This is a genomic window from Reyranella sp. (assembly GCF_965229815.1).
GTDB lineage: Bacteria > Pseudomonadota > Alphaproteobacteria > Reyranellales > Reyranellaceae > Reyranella.
In genome coordinates this window covers 2,446,171-2,463,689 of record NZ_CBDDJN010000006.1, presented here as the reverse complement: position 1 = coordinate 2,463,689, position 17,519 = coordinate 2,446,171, and the positions used below count along the sequence as shown (strand labels likewise).

The following is a 17,519-nucleotide window of genomic DNA, read 5'->3' as shown; positions in this document are numbered from 1 at the left end:
TTGACCAACTACCGTGGCACTGTCGGCGACACCGAACCTCGCGTCGCCGCCTCAATCGCTCGACGAATCGGGGATTTTCGTGCCGGGCATGCGCGGAATCTTTGTTGGCAGTTTGATGGGCGTGACAAAGGATCATGGAGTCGGTCGCCTTGCGCGCCGACGTTCGCCGATTCGAAAGAGCCTCGGCAGGTTCTGGCAGCCAGTGACACTCGATCTTCCCCTGTCAGACCCGCATAAGTAGACTTCCCGCTCAGGGGGCTCTCGATGGAAACGATCTTGCAACGGATAGTGTGGAACACGCGTGGCTGGCGCATGCCGAGCGGGGCGACAGATGAGGGTGGCTTTCCATCTGAGACCGGCTTTGGTCATGAGGAGTGGAATTTTCAACGAGAAGACGCCTTCAGAGGCGAGATTTTTGGGTACACGTACTCAACGCCTGCGGCACATCGAACTGCCGCAGCCAATGGCCAGTTTCGCATCGTTTTTTTCACAATTCACCCAACCTCCAAGGAACGGCTAGTTGCAGGAATTTATCACGCTGCAAGGCTAATTCCGGAGGCCACCTATGCACCGCTACTGGACCATTTCAGTGCAGCAGGGATTCTTGAGCGTCGTGCTTTGGAGCTTGAGCAAATCGTCGATCGGGTAAGAGGTCAGACTCCACTAAGTGAGATCAAGGATTCCATTGCCAAGAGATATCTGGCCGTCTCGTGTCCCGTTCAGGATGTCGAAACGCTAAGCCAACTCATTCCACTTGAGCAAATCGCCGGCCAGCAATCTGTGGGAGCTCGATTCCGGCGATTTACATACCTAAAGGAGGCTTACCCCGGTATCTTTCAATCACCTAATCCTGAATGCTTCTCATCGGCGAATTGGACACCGCTCGCCGAGGACGCGTACTACCGGGAAGCACCGGCTCTTCGTCGCGTCATTATTCCAAGACACAAGCGTCTCTCCAATGCATTCTGCAAGTGGCTACACCACCGCCACAACCTGCATGCACAGCAAGAGCGAGATCGAGTAGATGTTCGTTTCAACATGGGAGACGATACCGTCCTTGCGGAAATAAAGATCTGCTATGGAGTCGGTACTACTAAAGCTATTCGAGAAGCACTTGGGCAACTCCTCGAATACAATCACTACCCCCTTAGACGTCCTTCGCGCCGATGGATGATTGTGCTCGACGAGGAGCCGTCTACGGATGACAAACGGTTTGTCGATCTACTTGGAGAACACTGGCAACTTCCGTTGAGCATCGCTTGGCGCGAAGGCCAAGAATTCAGCTTCTATCGCTTCAGCTTTGACGGCTAGCGTCCGACCTTCGGATGGAGGTGGCCAAACTCTTGTGGCTCAAGCGGCTGAGCCGCCGAAGGATGGGTAGTGAGCAAGCAGGCAGAGACGAAGTGGTTCTTTGCGAACGCGCACCGCCAATGAAGCGATTGTTAGGGGGCTTAGCTGCTCGAAGAGGGCTACACTTTCCCCAATCAACGACAACCTAAGGGTGGAAATGTGAGTTCATCGACCGCGATCAGCGCGCATCTGGCGGTGCGCCCGGACTGGCTGGCCAAGGGGGCGGAGCCGGCGCTCGAGCCGGCGCTGCCGATCGTCGACCCGCATCATCACCTGATCGACCGGCCCGAGAGCGGCACCTACCTGCTGCCCGACCTGCTGGCGGACATAAGCGAGGGCGGCCACAACGTCGTGGCGACCGTCTATCTCGAATGGCTGTCGATGTACCGCGCCGACGGGCCGGAGGCGATGCGGCCGGTGGGCGAGGTCGAGTTCGCCAACGGCGTCGCGGCGATGAGCGCGAGCGGCGGCTACGGCCGGCCGCGCGTGTGCGCCGGGATCGTCGGCCATGCCGACCTGGCGCTGGGCGATGCCGTGGCGCCGGTGCTCGAGGCGATGGTGGCGCATGGCGGCGGCCGCTTCCGCGGCATCCGCTACATCAGCTCCTTCGATCCCGACCAGGCGCAATGGGGCGCCACCGCCGTGCGGCCGGTCGACCTGCTGCGCGACGCCCGCGTGCGCGAGGGCTTCGCCCGGCTGGCGCCGCTCGGCCTCAGCTTCGACGCCTGGGCCTACCACACCCAGCTCGGCGACGTGGTCGATCTCGCGCGCGCCTTCCCGGGGACGACGATCGTGCTCGACCATGTCGGCGGCCCGATCGGGCTCGGCCGGTTCAAGGGCCAGCGCGAGGCCGTGTTCGCCGACTGGCGGGCGCAGATCCGCGCGCTGGGCGGCTGCCCCAACGTCCACGTCAAGCTGGGCGGCATGGGCATGAAGATGTTCGGCTTCGACTTCCACGAGGGCGCGACGGCGCCCGGCTCGGAGCGGCTGGCGGCGGCATGGCGGCCCCATGTCGAGACCTGCCTCGAGGCGTTCGGGACGAAGCGCGCGATGTTCGAGAGCAACTTCCCGGTCGACAAGGGCTCGTACGGCTACGGCGTCTACTGGAACGCCTGCAAGCGGCTGGCCGCGGGCATGAGCGCGGCCGAGAAGGCCGACCTGTTCCACGACACCGCCAACCGCGTCTACCGGCTCGGCCTCTGACGGAGTCTTAACGCGGGGGCGGGCGCGCCGTCAGTGCGCCATCAGCACCGGCACGGTCATGCGCTTCAGCATGGTGCGCGTGGCGCCGCCCAGGATGAACTCGCGGGCGCGCGGATGGCCGTAGGCGCCCATGACCACGAGATCGGCCGCGGCGGTGCCGGCCTCGGCCAGGATGACGTCGCCCACCGCCGCATCCTCGCCCGGCGCGATGCGCAGGCTGGCGCCGACGCCGTGGCGCGACAGGAAGTCGATGGCGGCGGCGCCCGTCGTCTCGCCGTCGGCGGCGCCCGGCTTGCCGGCCTCGATGGTGAGGATGGTGACGTGCCCGGCCCGCGCGAGGAAGGGCATCGCGTCCTTGAGCGCGCGCGCCGCGGGCGCGCTGCCGTCCCAGGCGACCAGCACGCGCTGGCCCACCGAGGCGATGGTGCCCTGGGTGGGCACCAGCAGCGCGGGCCCGCCGGCGTCGAGCGCGATGCGTTCGGGGATGGCGTATTCGGGCCGCGGCAGCAGCTCGTCGGCATCGACCTGGCCGACCACGGTGAGATCGGCGGTGCGGGCGAGGCGGGCAAGGCCGGCCTCGACGTCGTGGCCGAGCTCGATCCAGTCGGCGGCGACGCCGGTCGCTGCCGTGCAGGCCTCGAAGTCGGCGCGCAGCCGGTCGCGGGTCTGCTGCCACCAGCCGCGCATCGTGGGCTCCGTCCGGCTCGCGACCTCCTGCATCATGAAATAGGGCACGTCCCCGGCGGCGCTGGTGAAAATTCCGGCGAGCCGCGCCTCGAACGACTGCGCGAGGCGCGCGGCGACGGCGAGGCGCGGGGCGCAGTGCTTCGAGACGTTCACATGGACGAGGATGCGCTTCAGGGTCATGACCTCTCTCCGTCGCGGGCCGGTGACCCAGGATAGAGGCAGGGCCCCGTCGTGCGATTGACCTGTGTCAACCGCGCGAGCCGGCGGGCCAAGTCGATCGGGTCAGGGGACGATCCGCCGCTCCACGACATGGCGCTCGATGTCCGGCACGCTGCCCTGGACCACGATCTCGACGATGCGGTCGAGCCGGCCGCGCCGGCGGCGCCAGGCCTGGTAGTCGGTCGCCATCAGCGGCGCGAAGGTCGCGAGGCCGCGGCGCGCCGGGCGGCGGATCGTGGCGCCGCTGTTGATCGGGCTGATCTCGACGCAGTCGGCATGGGCCATGACCAGGCTCAGCGTGTCGAGGACCAGCACCAGCCGCTGCCGTCCGCGGTTCAGGCGGGCGCCGAGCAGGCGCTGCAGGCCTCTTTCGTCGGACCAGAAGAAGACGCGCCGGTTGAGGAGCCGCAGCCAGTCCCGCGGGGAGAGTCCGTCGTCGAGGCAGGCCGCCAGCGCGCGCTCGCTGAGCGGCGTGTTGTCGGTGAGGGCGGCGCGGCCGTGCACCGGATGCTCCAGGACGAGCTCGGCGGGGCGGCGCGTGGCCAGCAGCCGCTCGCGCCGCGCGGGATCGGGCTCGAAGCGCTCGATCAGGGCGGCGGCCGGCAGCAGCCCCAGCCGGGCGATCGACTCCCAGGCCGCGGGGGCGGTCAGGTGGTAGAGCCGCGGATGGCGGCGGGCCAGCGCCTCGGGCGTCATCCGCCGCGCCGGGGCCCGCCGGTCACGCGGTCGGGCGTCCGCTCTCGAAACCGGCCAGGAACTGCGCCAGGTTGCGGCCGAGATCGTCGCTGAGATAGCCGCCTTCCTGGACCAGCACGGTGGGCAGGCCGAGGGAAGCGATCCTGGCCGCCATCGCGTGGAAGCCGGCGCCGGTCACCTTCAATCCCTGCAGCGGGTCGCTCTCGCTGGCGTCGAGGCCGAGCGCCACGACCAGCGCGCCGGGCGCGAAGGCGCGGATGCGTTCCAGCGCCCTGTCGCCGGCCGCCAGCCACGGCGCGTCGGGCGAGCCCAGCGGCAGCGGCAGGTTGAGGTTGCAGTCGGTGCCGCGGCCGACGCCGGTCTCGTGCGCATGGCCCCAGAAGTAGGGGTAGTAGTTGTCGGGATCGGCGTGGATCGACACGGTGAGCACGTCGTCACGCTCGTAGAAGATGCCCTGCGTGCCGTTGCCGTGATGGACGTCGACGTCGAGCACGGCCACGCGCGCGTGGCTCTGGCGCAGGCGCTGGGCGGCGATCGCGGTGTTGTTCAGGAAGCAGAAGCCGCCGGCCATGTCGGCATAGGCGTGGTGGCCGGGCGGCCGGCAGAGCGCATAGACCTCGCGCGCGCCGCCCAGCACGAGGTCGGAAGCGGTCGCCGCCGATTCGCTGGCGGCGAGTGCGGCCTCCCAGGTGTGCGGGCCGATCGGGCAGGCGAGGTCGACCTGGTGCCAGCCGGCGCGCCCGGCCAGCGCCCTGGGATAGGTCGCCGGGTAGCGCGCGGGATGGACGTTGGGCACGACCTCGGCCGAGGCGCCGGGCAGCTTGGCCCAGTCGCGCGCCACGGTCTGCAGGAAGTCGAGATACTCGGGCGTGTGCACCGTGGCGGCCGGCGCCATGCCGTGCGCCGCGGGCGCCTCGACCGCGTGACCCGCCGCCGTCGCCGCCGCCAGCAGCCGGTCGGCGCGTTCCGGCTGCTCGGTGCTGCGCTGCTTCACGCCGCGCACGAAGAAGGTCTGCGGATCGTGGCCGGCGTGCTTGTCGGAATAGATGATCTTCATGCCATGGCTATAGTCGCTGCGCGGGCGGCGCTCCAGTGGCGGCGATGGCGCGCTCGCGGGGGAGAGGAGCTCGAGGATGACGGAGGCTCATGGCTGGGGGCGCGCCCCTCCAGTGGCGCGCGCCCAGCAGCTTGTCATCCTGAGCGCAGCGAAGGATCTCATGCCGATGGCAAGCGGCGATGAGGTCCTTCGCTGCGCTCAGGACGACAGATCCGGACACGACTCATGTTCCTCTCCCCCTCCGGGGGAGAGGCGAGGTGAGGGGGGCGCCCGCCAGGCGGTCACGCCGTGGCGATGGCCTTCGCATCCTTCAGGGCGGCGATCTCGGCGTCGCCGTAGCCGGCCTCGCGCAGGATCTCGACCGTGTGCTCGCCGACCATCGGCGACTTGCGGCGCGTCTCCACGGGCGCGTCGGAGAGGCGGATCGGGTTGGCGGCCGACTTGACCGGGCCGAGGCCGGGATAGTCGATCTCCAGCACGCTGCCGCGGGCGCGGGCCTGCGGGTTGGCCATCGCCTCGCTCACCTTGTAGGCGGCCGAGCAGGCCATGCCGGCCGGGATCAGCCGGTCGAGCAGCTCGTCGCAGGTGTGCTGGAGGAAGTATTCCTCGATCATCGGCTCGAGGATGGCGCGGTGGGCGACGCGATCGGCGTTGGTCCCGAAGCGCTTGTCCTCGAGCCAGTCGGTGCGGCCGAGGGTCGTGCACAGGAGGCGCCAGAAGGTGTCGTTGGTGCCGGCGATGAAGATCGGCTGCGTCTTCGTCGGGAAGACGCGCAGCGGGCAGATCAGCGAGTTCGACGTGCCCATGCGCACCGGGTCCTCGCCGGTCAGTCCCTGGTTGGTGATCCAGTGGCTCATCATGTGCATGCCGACGTCGAACAGCGACAGGTCGAGCCGCTGGCCGCGGCCGGTCCTGTGGCGCGCCAGCAGGGCGAAGGCGATGCCGGCGGCGCAGAACGAGCCGGTCGCATAGTCGATGGCGGCGGTGCCGACGCGGCACATCTCGCCGCCGTCGGGACCGGTCGCGTCCATCAGGCCGATCTCGGCCTGGATGCAGGGATCGTAGCCGGCGCGGGCGGCATAGGGGCCGGTCTGGCCGTAGCCCGAGACCGAGGCATAGACCAGCCGCGGGTTGGCCGCCGACACGGTTTCCCAGCCGAAGCCGAGCTTGTCGATGACGCCCGGCGTGAAGGCCTCCATGAAGACGTCGGCGCGGGTGACCAGGCGCATCAGCACGTCGCGGCCGCCCGCGGTGCGCAGGTCGAGCGCCAGGCCGCGCTTGTTGCGGTTCATCGACGGCACCCAGGCGCCGCCGAAGTGCGGCCGGAAGTGCTCGCCGTTGAGCGGCTCGACCTTGATCACGTCGGCGCCCATGTCGCCCAGCATCTGGCCGGCGGTCGGACCGGCGATGACCTGCGTGAGGTCGAGGACGAGCGTGTCGGCAAGAGGCAGCATGGATCGGTACTCGGACGAGGGACGGGGCCTCGACCCTTAGCGGCGCCCGACCGGGCCGGCCAGCCGTCCGGGCTGATCCTCGGAATTGCAAACGCGTCGCAGTTGCGATAATTCTCGGGCGTGGCCGCCCAGGACATCCGCACCCTGTTCCTCGCGCACCGGCAGGAGCTGCAGGTCTATCTCACGCACAAGCTGCGCAACCGGGAGACGGCGGCCGAGCTGACCCAGGAAGTGTTCCTGCGCTTCGCCGAGCAGGGCGATGCCGTGCTGGCGGCGATCGCCCATCCGCGCTCCTACCTCTACCGCACGGCGCACAATCTCGCCGTCGACCATATCCGGCGCGAGCGGCGCGGGCGGGTCGACCCGATGTCCGACGAGGACATGGCCGGGATCGCCGACGACCAGCCGTCGCCCGAGCGCGTCGCCGGCGACCGCAGCGACATGGCCGCCACGCGGGCGGCGCTGCTCGAGCTGCCGGAGCGCACGCGGCAGGTGTTCGTGATGACGCGTATCGACGGGCTGACCTATGCCGTCGTGGCCGATCGCCTGCAGATCTCGAGCAGCTCGGTGCAGAAGCATCTCGCCCAGGCGGTGCGCCACGTGATGGCGCGGCTGCTGTCGCGTTAGTCACCCGAAGATTCGCTTACCGATTCCGCCGCGCCGGACGTCTTAGTGTCTTGACGGGGTCGCGCCGGGCGGCGACGGGCGAGGGCTGAGGCTGAAGGCGGGCAGGACGCGTGAACGGGCCGGGCGACCGACAGGACGAGATCGAGGACAGCGCGGCGCTGTGGGCGGCGCGTCTGGGCGAGGGGCCAATCGACGCCGACGCCCAGCGCCGGCTGGCACGCTGGCTGGCCGAGGATCCGCGGCACAGGGCGGCCTTCGCCGAGGCCCAGGCGGCGTGGCGCCTGATGGAGGCGGTGGCGCGCTCGCCGGGCGACGCGCTCGCCGCGACGCCGCGGCCCCTCCTGGCGAAGGGGCCGGCGAAGGCGGCGGCGCGCTGGTGGCGGCCGGCGATGGCCCTGGCGGCGAGCCTGCTCGTGCTGGTGGCCGGCGCGATCGCCTGGCAGGGCGACCTCGTGCCCCTGGTGGCGGCCGACTACCGCACCGCGCCGGGCGAGCGCCGCACCGTCGCCCTGGCCGACGGCAGCCGCGTCGAGCTCGGCCCGCACAGCGCCATCGCCCTGCGTTTCGACGCGCGCGAGCGGCGCATCGAGCTGCTGCAGGGGCTCGCCTATTTCATCGCCGCGCCGCGCCGGGGCGCCGAGGAGCGTCCGTTCGTCGTGCAGGCCGGCACGGGCCGGGCGCGCGCGCTCGGCACCGAGTTCGAGGTCCAGCGCCTGTCCGGCGCCGCCGAGGTGACCGTCGTCGAGCACGAGGTGGCGGTCGCCGCGCGGCCGGCCGATGCGGCGGCGGACGCGCCGCTCGCCGAGGTCGTTCTGTCGCCCGGCCAGTCGGTGCGCTACAGCGCGGCGGGGCTGGGGCCGGTGAGGGCCGCCGACCTCGACCGCGCGCTGGCGTGGCGGCGCGACCGGCTCGTCTTCGACCGCGCGCCGCTCGCGGAGGTCGTCGAGACGGTCAACCTCTACCGGCGCGGCCGAATCGTGCTCGGCAGCGCCGCGCTGGCGCAGCGCCGCGTCTCCGGCGTCTTCGACATGACGGATCCCGACGCGGTGCTGGCCGCCATCGCGCGCGAGCTCGGCGCGCATACCGTGTCGGCGCCGCTGGTCACGCTGCTCTACTGAGAAAAATCGCGCGCGCCGTTACCGACTCCGCGCGCCCGTCCGTCTCACTGGAAGGGAGCGGACGCAGCCGTCCGCCGGACGTGGGGAGAGTTGGTGATGGCTGGTCGACGGACGCTGCGCGGGATCGTGCTCGCCACGGCAACGGGCGCGCTCGTGTCGGGCGGCCTGCCGGGTAGCCTGACAGGCGGGGCGCGGCCGGCGCTGGCGCAGGAAGCGCAACAGCAGGCGCAGGCGGCGCTGCGCTACGACATCCCGGCGCAGGACCTGAACGCCGCGCTGCTCGCCTTCGCCAGCCGCGCCGGGGTGCAGATCTTCTACGACGTGCGCCGTGTCCAGGGGCTGCGCAGCACCGCTCTCGACGGCAGCTTCACGCCGCAGCAGGCGCTGACGCAGCTCCTGTCGGGCACGGGCATCGGCTTCCGCTTCACCGGGCCGAGCTCGGTGTCGCTCGAGAGCGCGCCGGCGACGGGCGCCGGAGTCCTGCAGATCGATCCGGTGCAGGTCCAGGCGAGCGTCGTGCCGCCGCAGGCGATGATCGACAACCTGCCGCCGCCGTTCGCCGGCGGGCAGGTGGCGCGCGGCGGCCAGGTCGGGCTGCTGGGCAACCGCGACTTCATGGACACGCCGTTCGACATGACGACCTACACGGCGCAGAAGATCGAGAACCAGCAGGCCGCGACGGTGGCCGACGTCGTGAACACCGATCCCTCGGTGCGCGTCACCAGCCCGATGAACGGCATCCTCGACGCCTTCTACATGCGCGGCTTCCCCATCGCCGAGGGCAATTTCGGCGAGATGGCCTTCGACGGCGTGTTCGGCGTCGCGCCCAACTACCGGGTGTTCACCGACTATGTCGAGCGCATCGACGTGATCGCCGGGCCGACCGCCATGCTGTTCGGCATGGCGCCCAACAGCAGCGTCGGCGGCTCGATCAACATCGTGCCCAAGCGCGCCGGCGCCACCGACCTGACGCGTGTCGCCGCCGAATATACCGGCCTGTCGCAGCTCGGCGGCCGGCTCGACTTCAGCCGCCGCTTCGGCGACAACCGCGAGTACGGGCTGCGCTTCAACGCCGGGGCCTATGCCGGCAACACCCAGATCGACCACCAGGCGCGCCAGGCGCTGGTCGGCGCGCTGGCCTTCGATTTCCGCGGCGACCGCTTCCGCGTCTCGGTCGACGCGGTCAGCCAGTACGAGAATTTCAGCGCGCCGTCGCGGCCGTTCCTGCTCGCCGCCGGAGTCGCCATGCCGACGGCGCCCAACGGCCGCAGCAACGTCACCCAGGCCTGGGAATGGGCGCGGATCACCGACCAGTCGGGCCTGGTGCGCGCCGAGTACGACATCCTGGACAATCTCACGGCCTTCGCCGACGTCGGCGGCGGCCTGACCCAGGTCGATCGCCTGTTCGGCACGCCGACGATCCTGAACGCCGCCGGCAACACGTCGAGCACGCCGGGCAACTTCAAGTTCAACGTCGACCGCCTGACCTACGACGGCGGGTTGCGCGGCACCTTCGACACCGGCCCGGTGCACCATGCCATGGCGCTGCAGGCCAGCCGCTACCAGGACTGGCTGTACCGCGGCTCCGTCAACGCGACCTCGGCGGTGCTGTCGAACCTCTACGCGCCGGTCGCCCAGCCGGCGCTGAACGTCGCCGCGCCGACGCAGGTGCCCAAGATCTCGCAGAGCACGCTCAGCGGCGTCGCGCTGGCCGACACGCTCTCGGCCTTCAACGAGCGCGTCCAGCTCACCGCCGGGCTGCGCTGGCAGCAGGTCGCCTCCGACAATTTCTCGACCGTGACGGGCGCGGTGACCTCGGCCTACAGCCAGAGCGTCGTGACGCCGATGGTCGGGCTGCTGGTCAAGCCGTGGAGCAACGTCGCGCTCTACGCCAACTACATCCAGGGGCTGAGCAAGGGCGACATCGCGCCGGCCGCCGCCAGCAACGCCGGCGAGGCGCTGGCGCCCTACGTCGCCCAGCAGTTCGAGGTCGGCGGCAAGATCGACTTCGGCCGCTTCGCCGCCACGCTCAGCCTGTTCCAGATCCAGAAGCCGTTCGCCCAGCTCGTGAACACCGTGTTCACCGCCAGCGGCCAGCAGACCAACCGCGGGCTGGAGATCAAGGCGTTTGGCGAGATCGTTCCCTCGGTGCGCGTGCTGGGCGGCGTGGCCCTGCTCGACGCGCGGCTCAGCTCGACCGGCAACGTCGCGACCAACGGCAACGTCGCGATCGGCGCGCCGGTGTTCAAGGGCACGCTGAACGTCGAATGGGACACGCCGTTCCTCAAGGGCCTGACCCTGGGCGCCGGGGTGATCACCACCTCGAGCCAGTATGTCGATGCGGCCAACACCCAGAGCATCCCGACCTGGACGACGCTCGGCCTCGACGTGCGCTACCGCACGGTGCTGGGCAACAAGCCCGTCACCTTCCGCGGGGCCGTGCAGAACGTGTTCGACGACAGCTACTGGTTCGGCGTGGCGAGCTACGGCGCGGTGGCCCAGGGCCTGCCGCGGACCTTCCTGCTCTCGGCGGCAGTCGACTTCTGAGCAGGGCGGGCGCGGGAGCAGGCCCGACTGACCGTCGCAGGGCATCACGGGCGTTGATCGACCGCCGACGGTCTGCGATAAGCGGCGCGCGAAACAGTCCGGCCCCTTGCGAGGAGGACAGGTCTTGGCCCCGATCGCCATCTTCAGCGGCAGTGCCCATCCCGCATTGGCCGAGGAGATCTGCGCCAGGCTTCGCGTTCCCCTGCTGCCGACCCGGCTGAAGCGGTTCTCCAACGACTGCATGGAAGTGCAGCTCCAGGCGAACTGCCGCGAGCAGGACGTCTTCCTCGTCCAGCCGCTCGGCGCGCCCGTGCAGGAGCACCTGGTCGAGCTGCTGCTGATGCTCGATGCCGCCCGCGGCGCCTCGGCCTCGCGCATCACCGCCGTGATCCCGCACTACGCCTATGCGCGGTCCGACAAGAAGGACGCGCCGCGCATCTCGATCGGCGGCCGCCTGGTGGCCGACCTGCTGGCGACGGCGGGCGCCGACCGCGTGCTCACGATGACGCTCCATTCGCCGCAGGTTCACGGGTTCTTCAGCGTCCCCGTCGACCATCTCCATGCGCTGGACGAGCTGGCGCAGTATTTCCAGCGCTACGACCTCGCCAACGGGGTCGTGGTGTCGCCCGACCTGGGCAATGCCAAGAGTGCCGCCGCCTTCGCCCGCAAGCTCGGCGTTCCCGTGGCGGCGGGCGCCAAGGAGCGGATGAGCGACACCGAGGTCCGGATCTCGATGCTGATCGGCGACGTCGCCGGCCGCGACGTCATCGTGCTCGACGACGAGATCGTGAGCGGCGGCTCGATCGTCGAGCTGCTGCGGCACCTGCGCGAGCACAAGGCCCGCTCCATCCGCATCGCCTGCACGCACGGCATCTTCGCCGGCGCGGCCACAAGGCGCCTGGCGGCGGAGCCGGACGTGCTCGAGATCGTCTGCACCGACACGCTGCCGATCCCGGCCGAGAAGCGGGTGCCGAAGCTCACGGTCCTGTCGATCGCGCCGGCGCTGGCCGAGGCGATGCGGCGCATCAATACCGGCGAGTCCGTCAGCACCCTGTTCCATCCGGAGCCGACGGCCGAGGACAATGTGAGGCCGTTGCGCGCCTGAAGTCCGCCTGGCTCAGGCCTCCAGGAGGCGTCTGCTCATCAATGTGCGCATGTCGCGGCGGCCGTCTGCAATCAGGACGACGACGACCTTGTCGGCCAGCACCCGGTAGATGATGCGATAGGGCTTGAAGTAGATCTCGCGAAAGTCGCGATTGCCGTACTCGAGCAGTTCTTTCGGATGAGGGCCGCGATTGGGAAACGCTGCCAGATCCGTGAAGGTCCGTTCGATGCGGGTGACGACGAAAAGAGCACGATCGACCGAGTCGTGCTCGGCGATGTAGGAGGCGATGTCGTCGAGGTCGCGCTCGGCTTCGGCGCTCACCACGACCGGATAGCGCTTCATTTCCTCGTCTTGCGTGCGTTCAGCCGCTGGCGCAGATCTGCGAAGACATCCTTCGCAGGCCTGTAGCGGCCGTCCTCGATGTCGCGGTTGGCAAGCGCGAGTATCTTGAGCAGGGCCAGCGTCTCCTGCGTCTTCTCGTAGGAGATGATATCCTGGACGACGGCCTTGGCTTCGCCGTTCTGGGTGATGATCATCGGCTCGCCGACCTCGCCGAGCTCCTCGATGATCTCGGCGGCATTGGCCTTGAAGTAGCTGATCGGCTTGATGCGCGAGGCACGAGACATGCTAAGCTCCTCAACGATCATATTTAGTCCTTTAACGGTTCGATCACAAGGTAGCTTCGATGAAGACTCCCGACCGCCCCAACCTCAAAGTCGATCCCGACCGGCTGTGGTCGAGCCTGATGGAGCTCGGCGCGATCGGCGGCACCGAGAAGGGCGGCGTGTGCCGCATCGCGCTGACCGACCTCGACCGCCAGGGCCGCGACCTGTTCGTGCGCTGGGCCAGGGAAGCGGGCGCCACCATCAAGGTCGACCGGCTGGGCAACGTCTTCGCCCGCCGCGAGGGCCGCGATCCGGCCCGGCCGCCGGTGATGACCGGCTCGCATCTCGACACCCAGCCGACCGGCGGCAAGTTCGACGGCGCCTACGGCGTCATGGCCGGGCTCGAGGTGCTGCGGGTGCTGAACGATTCGGGCTACGTCACCGAGGCGCCGATCGAGGTCGCGGTGTGGACCAACGAGGAAGGCTGCCGCTTCGCGCCGGCCATGGTCGCCTCGGGCGTGTTCGGCGGCGCCTTCACCCTGGAACACGCGCTGTCCATCAAGGACCGCGAGGGGGTGAGCTTCGGCGAGGCACTGAAGCAGATCGGCTACGACGGGCCCGAGCCGGTCGGCGGCCGCCCGGTCGGCGCCTTCTTCGAGGCGCATATCGAGCAGGGCCCGATCCTGGAGCGCGAGAAGAAGACGATCGGCGTCGTCACCGGGGCGCAGGGCCAGCGCTGGTACGAGATCTCGTGGACCGGCATGGAGAGCCATGCCGGCACCACGCCCATGGAGGGACGGCGCGACGCGCTGGTCGGGGCGGCCGAGCTGATCGTCGAATGCCGCCGCATCGGCAGCCGGCCGGACGGCCGCTCGACCATCGGCGTGATCGAGAGCCAGCCGCAGTCGCGCAACACGATCCCGGGCCGCGTCTTCATGACCGTCGACTTCCGCCATCCCGACGACGGCGAGCTCACCCGGATGGATGCCGAGATGCGGGCGGCGGCGGCCGACATCGCGAAGCGCCACCGGCTGGACGTGAAGATCGAGCAGATCTGGTACTTCCCGCCGTCGCCCTTCGCGAAGGAGCTGGTCGAGTCGGTGCGCCGCGGCGCCGAGCAGGCGGGCTATGCCCACATGGACATCGTGAGCGGCGCTGGCCACGACGCCTGCTACGTGAGCCGCGTGGCGCCGACGGCGATGATCTTCGTGCCCTGCAAGGACGGGATCAGCCACAACGAGGTCGAGGACGCCGACAAGGGCGATGTCGGCGCCGGCGCGCAGATCCTGCTGCAGGCGATGGTGGAGCGGGCGAACTCTTGAGGTCCGGACTGGTTTCCCTCGCCACCGCGGCGCTGGTGGCGACGGTGGCGGGCGTGGGCGGCACCCTGCCGGTGGTGCTGGCCGCCGCCGCGGCGGTCGGCGCGACGCCCGAGCAGGCGAGCTCCTGGGTGTCGGGGCTCGGCCTCGCCACCGCCGTGTCGGCGCTGTGGCTGAGCGTCCGCTACCGCATGCCGATGATCACCGCCTGGTCGACGCCGGGCGCGGCGCTGATCGCCGCGACCTCTGGCGTGCCGTCGTTCCGCGCCGCCGTCGGCGCCTTCGTGCTGGCGGCCGTCCTGATCCTGTTGACCGCCGCGGTGCGGCCGCTCGGCCGGCTGATCGAGCGCATCCCGACCAGCATCGCCGCCGCCATGCTGGCCGGCATCCTGCTGCGCCTGGTGATCGCCATGGTCGAGCAGGTGCCGGGCGCGCCGCTGCTGGTGCTGCCGCTGATCGGCCTGTTCCTGGTGGCGCGCGTGGCGATGCCGACGCTCGCCTCGCTGGTCGTGCTGGCGGCCGGCGCGGCGCTCGCCTGGGCGCTCGGCCTGGTGAAGCCGATCCCGCCGCTCGGCCTGTCGCATCTCGAGCTGGCGGCGCCGGCCTGGGATCTCGCCACGCTGGTCGGACTCGGCGTGCCGCTCTACCTCGTCACGATGGCGTCGCAGAACCTGCCGGGCTTCGCCGTGCTGCGCGCCTCGGGCTATCAGCCGCCGACGCGGCCGGCGCTGGCCGTGACCGGCGCCGCCTCGCTTGCGACCGCGTTCCTCGGCGCCCATACCTCGAACCTGGCGGCGATCTCGGCGGCGCTCTGCACCGGCCCCGAGGCCCATCCCGATCCGGCCGAGCGCTGGAAGGCCGGCGTCTTCTACGCGCTGTGGTGGGGCCTGATCGCCCTGTTCGGCGCCTCGCTGGTCGGCCTGTTCGCCGCCCTGCCGCCGGCGCTGCTGGCCACCGTCGCCGGCACGGCGCTGCTGGGCTCGATGGCCGGCGCGATGGGCGCGGCGCTCGGCGCCGAGAAGGAACGCTTCGCCGCCGCCGGCACGCTCGCCGTCACCGCCTCGGGCGTCACCCTGATGGGCGTCGGCTCGGCCTTCTGGGGCCTGGCGTTCGGCCTGCTGGTGATGGCGGTCGAGCGCGCGCTGCGGCGGTGATGCGTGCAAAGGTGTTGTAAAGGTCCTTGGTACAATCGACAGTAGTGTCGCTTCCACGATGGAGAAGACCGATGGCTGTCGACGTGTCCGGCATTCCCAATCCCCTGCAGGGCCTGTGCTACCAACCGGCGCCGACCGACTATGTCGGCAACCAGGGGCAGGGCCAGAAGTACTTCGATACCGACTTCTGCAACGCCGACTTTCCCGGATTCTGGTCGCAGGCCAATGGCGGCCGCGGCGACCTCGCCAACATGGCCGACCTCGGCATCAATTTTCTGCACCTCTACAACTGGAACCCGCAGCGCGACCATGTGCCGTTCCTGCAGCAATGCGCCGGCCTCGGCCTGTTCGTGGCCGTGCCGTTCAGCAACTACTTCTGCGAGAATATCGACGGGCCCGGCACGGTGAGCAGCATTTGCCAGGTTATGGACGAGATCTATACCCACAGCCTGGCTCGAACGCCGGTCGCGATGTGGACGATCGCCAACGAATACAACCAGGCAAACTCGCCGACGCCGGCGCAGATCGCCCAGGTCGCGCAGGTGATCCTCTACTACGAAACGGTCAAGTCGGTCAGTACGCTGCTGCCGATCTCCTCGCCGACCTCCTTCGCACCGGCGGTCAACCCGGGCATAGCGCCGACGCAGGTGCTGCAGGCGGCCTTCGGGAAGACGACGGCCTTCCAGGCGACCATCGGCTGCAACACCGTGACGATCCCGGCCCTGCCTTCGACGTTCTTTGCCGACCGCTACATCGCCGCCACCAACCCGCAGAACCCCGGGTCGATTCCGCCCGCGGCGAGCGGGGTGACGCTGCAAAGCTGGCTGCCGCAGTTCGCCAGCGCCTTCCCCGGCACGCCGCTGTGGTTCTCCGAGATCGGCATTGGACAGCAGAACTGCTGCACCGGCTGGCCGACCACATGCGTGACGTCGCCCCAGCAGCAGGCGACCTTCACCGCCAACCAGCTCGCCAATGCTGTTCCCGGCGGCCAGAACAGCTTCCTGCTCGGCAGTTGTGTCTTCGAATACACGCCGGATTATCAGAACCCGATCGGCTCCAACAACTACACGTTCAGCCTGCTCAGCGACAACAACGGCAGCAGCCCGTCGGTGAACTTCACGATTCCCAGCTCCGCGCCGGCCGGTGGCGGGCAGACCTACCCCGTGCAGTGCCTCAATACCTCCAAGCCGGTCTATGCCGCGGTGAAGAATCTCTGGAAGCCCTCAGGCACCAGTCCGAGCCAGTGGTGCGCCAGCGGGTCCTGAGCGAGGCGCGCCTCAGGCCGCCGGGGCCGGACGGCACGCTTCGATGACCGGGCCCAAGGTCGTGGTGATCGGCGCCGGCCTGGTCGGCGCGTCGATCGCCTGGCACCTCGCGCGCGCGGGCGCCCGCGTGACCGTGGTCGAGGCCGGGCCGCCGGGCGGCGTCGCGAGCGGCGCGTCGTGGGGCTGGATCAACGCGGGTCGTGGCGAGGACGCGGCCTACGGACGGTTGCGAGTCGAGGCGAAGCGGGAGTGGCGGCGCCTGCAGCGCGACCTGCCGGGCCTGCCGGTGGCGTGGCCGGGCAGCCTCGCCTGGGAGCGTCCGCCCGGTGAGTTCGCAGCACTGGCCGCGTGCCTCGCCGCGTGGAGTGAGACGGTACAGCTGGTCGCGCGGGAGGAGATCGGCCGCCGCGTGCCCGCGCTGGCGGCGCCGCCGGACGTGGCGCTGCTGGTGCCGGACGACGGTACCGTCGAGCCCGACGCCACGGTGCTGAGCCTGCTCGCCGCCGCACAGTCTCTGGATACGCAACTGAACGTCGGCGTGGCGGTGCACGCGCTCGTCCTGCGAGGCGGCCGCGTCACCGGAGTCGCGACCGGCGACGGCGCGATCGATGCCGACCACGTCGTCGTCGCGGCCGGGGCGGGAACGGCGCCGCTCCTGTCGCCGATCGGGCTCGCGCTGCCGGTCGACGATCCGCCGGCGCTGCTGGTCGCGACGCGGCCGCTACCGCCGCTGATCGACGGGCTGCTCGTTACCGAGGCGGTCGAGGTGCGTCAGCGCATCGACGGCCGCTTCCTGCTGGCCGCCGGCCTGGAGCGGGAGCGGGACAGTGCGACGCGGGCCGCCGACGCGATGCGAGCGCTGGCTGCGCTCCTGCCGGCGACGGCGGGCGCCGACATCGAGCGGCATGTCGCGGGCCGGCGACCGATCCCGGCCGACGGCCATCCCATCGTCGGACCCGTGCCCGGCATCGAGGGCCTGCACGTCGCCGTGATGCATGCCGGCGCGACGCTGGCGGCTGCCGTCGGACGTTTCCTCGGCGACGAGATCATCACGGCAAAGCGCTCGCCGCTGCTGGCTCGGTTCGGGCCGTGCCGCTTCATGCGCTAAGATCA

Annotated in this window: 16 protein-coding genes; 10 read left to right on the top strand and 6 right to left on the bottom strand. The window is 69.9% G+C overall.

The genetic code is table 11. The features are described 5' to 3' along the window. The first annotated feature begins 264 nt into the window (after window positions 1-264). Together ACO073_RS23115 and ACO073_RS23110 are read left to right on the top strand one after the other, a co-directional pair. The gene (locus ACO073_RS23115; RefSeq protein ID WP_422000664.1) at window positions 265-1,311 is read left to right on the top strand and encodes a hypothetical protein; all 1,047 of its coding nucleotides are present in this window, start codon (window positions 265-267) and stop codon (window positions 1,309-1,311) included. Between the two features lie 198 nt (window positions 1,312-1,509). Further along, the gene (locus tag ACO073_RS23110) at window positions 1,510-2,553 is read left to right on the top strand and encodes an amidohydrolase family protein (protein ID WP_422000663.1); all 1,044 of its coding nucleotides are present in this window, start codon (window positions 1,510-1,512) and stop codon (window positions 2,551-2,553) included. A 30-nt stretch (window positions 2,554-2,583) separates the two neighbouring features. On the opposite strand, the gene ACO073_RS23105 is transcribed toward ACO073_RS23110, so the two are convergent. From ACO073_RS23105 to ACO073_RS23090, 4 genes are all read right to left on the bottom strand, one after another. After that, window positions 2,584-3,420 carry a universal stress protein gene (locus ACO073_RS23105; RefSeq protein ID WP_422000661.1) on the bottom strand — a complete coding sequence of 279 codons (837 nt, stop codon included), beginning with the start codon at window positions 3,418-3,420 and terminating at the stop codon, window positions 2,584-2,586. Between the two features lie 102 nt (window positions 3,421-3,522). Then, window positions 3,523-4,155, bottom strand: coding sequence for a DUF7002 family protein (locus ACO073_RS23100; RefSeq protein WP_422000659.1), 633 nt, complete (start codon window positions 4,153-4,155; stop codon window positions 3,523-3,525). A 22-nt stretch (window positions 4,156-4,177) separates the two neighbouring features. Next, the gene (locus tag ACO073_RS23095; protein WP_422000658.1) at window positions 4,178-5,212 is read right to left on the bottom strand and encodes a histone deacetylase family protein; all 1,035 of its coding nucleotides are present in this window, start codon (window positions 5,210-5,212) and stop codon (window positions 4,178-4,180) included. 281 nt (window positions 5,213-5,493) lie between these two features. Then, entirely contained in the window at window positions 5,494-6,666 is a 1,173-nt protein-coding gene (locus tag ACO073_RS23090) for a CaiB/BaiF CoA transferase family protein (protein WP_422000656.1), read from the bottom strand. Between the two features lie 120 nt (window positions 6,667-6,786). On the opposite strand from ACO073_RS23090, the gene ACO073_RS23085 reads away from it, so the two are divergent. The 4 genes from ACO073_RS23085 (at window position 6,787) to ACO073_RS23070 (ending at window position 12,063) form a co-directional block, all read left to right on the top strand. After that, the gene (locus ACO073_RS23085; protein WP_422000655.1) at window positions 6,787-7,293 is read left to right on the top strand and encodes an RNA polymerase sigma factor; all 507 of its coding nucleotides are present in this window, start codon (window positions 6,787-6,789) and stop codon (window positions 7,291-7,293) included. 110 nt (window positions 7,294-7,403) lie between these two features. Next, the gene (locus ACO073_RS23080) at window positions 7,404-8,411 is read left to right on the top strand and encodes a FecR family protein (protein WP_422000653.1); all 1,008 of its coding nucleotides are present in this window, start codon (window positions 7,404-7,406) and stop codon (window positions 8,409-8,411) included. Between the two features lie 96 nt (window positions 8,412-8,507). Beyond that, window positions 8,508-10,958, top strand: coding sequence for a TonB-dependent siderophore receptor (locus ACO073_RS23075; RefSeq protein WP_422000652.1), 2,451 nt, complete (start codon window positions 8,508-8,510; stop codon window positions 10,956-10,958). Window positions 10,959-11,082: 124 nt separating this feature from the next. Further along, window positions 11,083-12,063, top strand: coding sequence for a ribose-phosphate diphosphokinase (locus tag ACO073_RS23070; RefSeq protein WP_422000650.1), 981 nt, complete (start codon window positions 11,083-11,085; stop codon window positions 12,061-12,063). A gap of 12 nt (window positions 12,064-12,075) precedes the next feature. Here the strand turns inward: ACO073_RS23070 and ACO073_RS23065 are convergent, their stop codons facing one another. Both ACO073_RS23065 and ACO073_RS23060 read right to left on the bottom strand, forming a co-directional pair. Beyond that, the gene (locus ACO073_RS23065; RefSeq protein ID WP_422000648.1) at window positions 12,076-12,405 is read right to left on the bottom strand and encodes a type II toxin-antitoxin system RelE/ParE family toxin; all 330 of its coding nucleotides are present in this window, start codon (window positions 12,403-12,405) and stop codon (window positions 12,076-12,078) included. Beyond that, on the bottom strand, window positions 12,402-12,689 hold the full coding sequence (locus ACO073_RS23060) for a type II toxin-antitoxin system Phd/YefM family antitoxin (RefSeq protein ID WP_422000646.1): 288 nt from the start codon (window positions 12,687-12,689) through the stop codon (window positions 12,402-12,404). The genes ACO073_RS23065 and ACO073_RS23060 overlap by 4 nt, the downstream gene beginning before the upstream one ends. Before the next feature lie 59 nt (window positions 12,690-12,748). Between ACO073_RS23060 and ACO073_RS23055 the strand changes: the two genes are divergently transcribed. The 4 genes from ACO073_RS23055 to ACO073_RS23040 all read left to right on the top strand — a co-directional run bounded on the left by ACO073_RS23055 (window position 12,749) and on the right by ACO073_RS23040 (window position 17,514). Then, the gene (locus ACO073_RS23055; RefSeq protein WP_422000644.1) at window positions 12,749-13,990 is read left to right on the top strand and encodes a Zn-dependent hydrolase; all 1,242 of its coding nucleotides are present in this window, start codon (window positions 12,749-12,751) and stop codon (window positions 13,988-13,990) included. Next, window positions 13,987-15,141, top strand: coding sequence for a benzoate/H(+) symporter BenE family transporter (locus tag ACO073_RS23050; protein ID WP_422000642.1), 1,155 nt, complete (start codon window positions 13,987-13,989; stop codon window positions 15,139-15,141). The genes ACO073_RS23055 and ACO073_RS23050 overlap by 4 nt, the downstream gene beginning before the upstream one ends. Before the next feature lie 71 nt (window positions 15,142-15,212). Further along, window positions 15,213-16,406 carry a hypothetical protein gene (locus tag ACO073_RS23045; protein WP_422000640.1) on the top strand — a complete coding sequence of 398 codons (1,194 nt, stop codon included), beginning with the start codon at window positions 15,213-15,215 and terminating at the stop codon, window positions 16,404-16,406. Window positions 16,407-16,449: 43 nt separating this feature from the next. After that, complete coding sequence (locus ACO073_RS23040; protein WP_422000639.1) at window positions 16,450-17,514, top strand: NAD(P)/FAD-dependent oxidoreductase; 1,065 nt, start codon at window positions 16,450-16,452, stop codon at window positions 17,512-17,514. Window positions 17,515-17,519 lie beyond the last annotated feature (5 nt).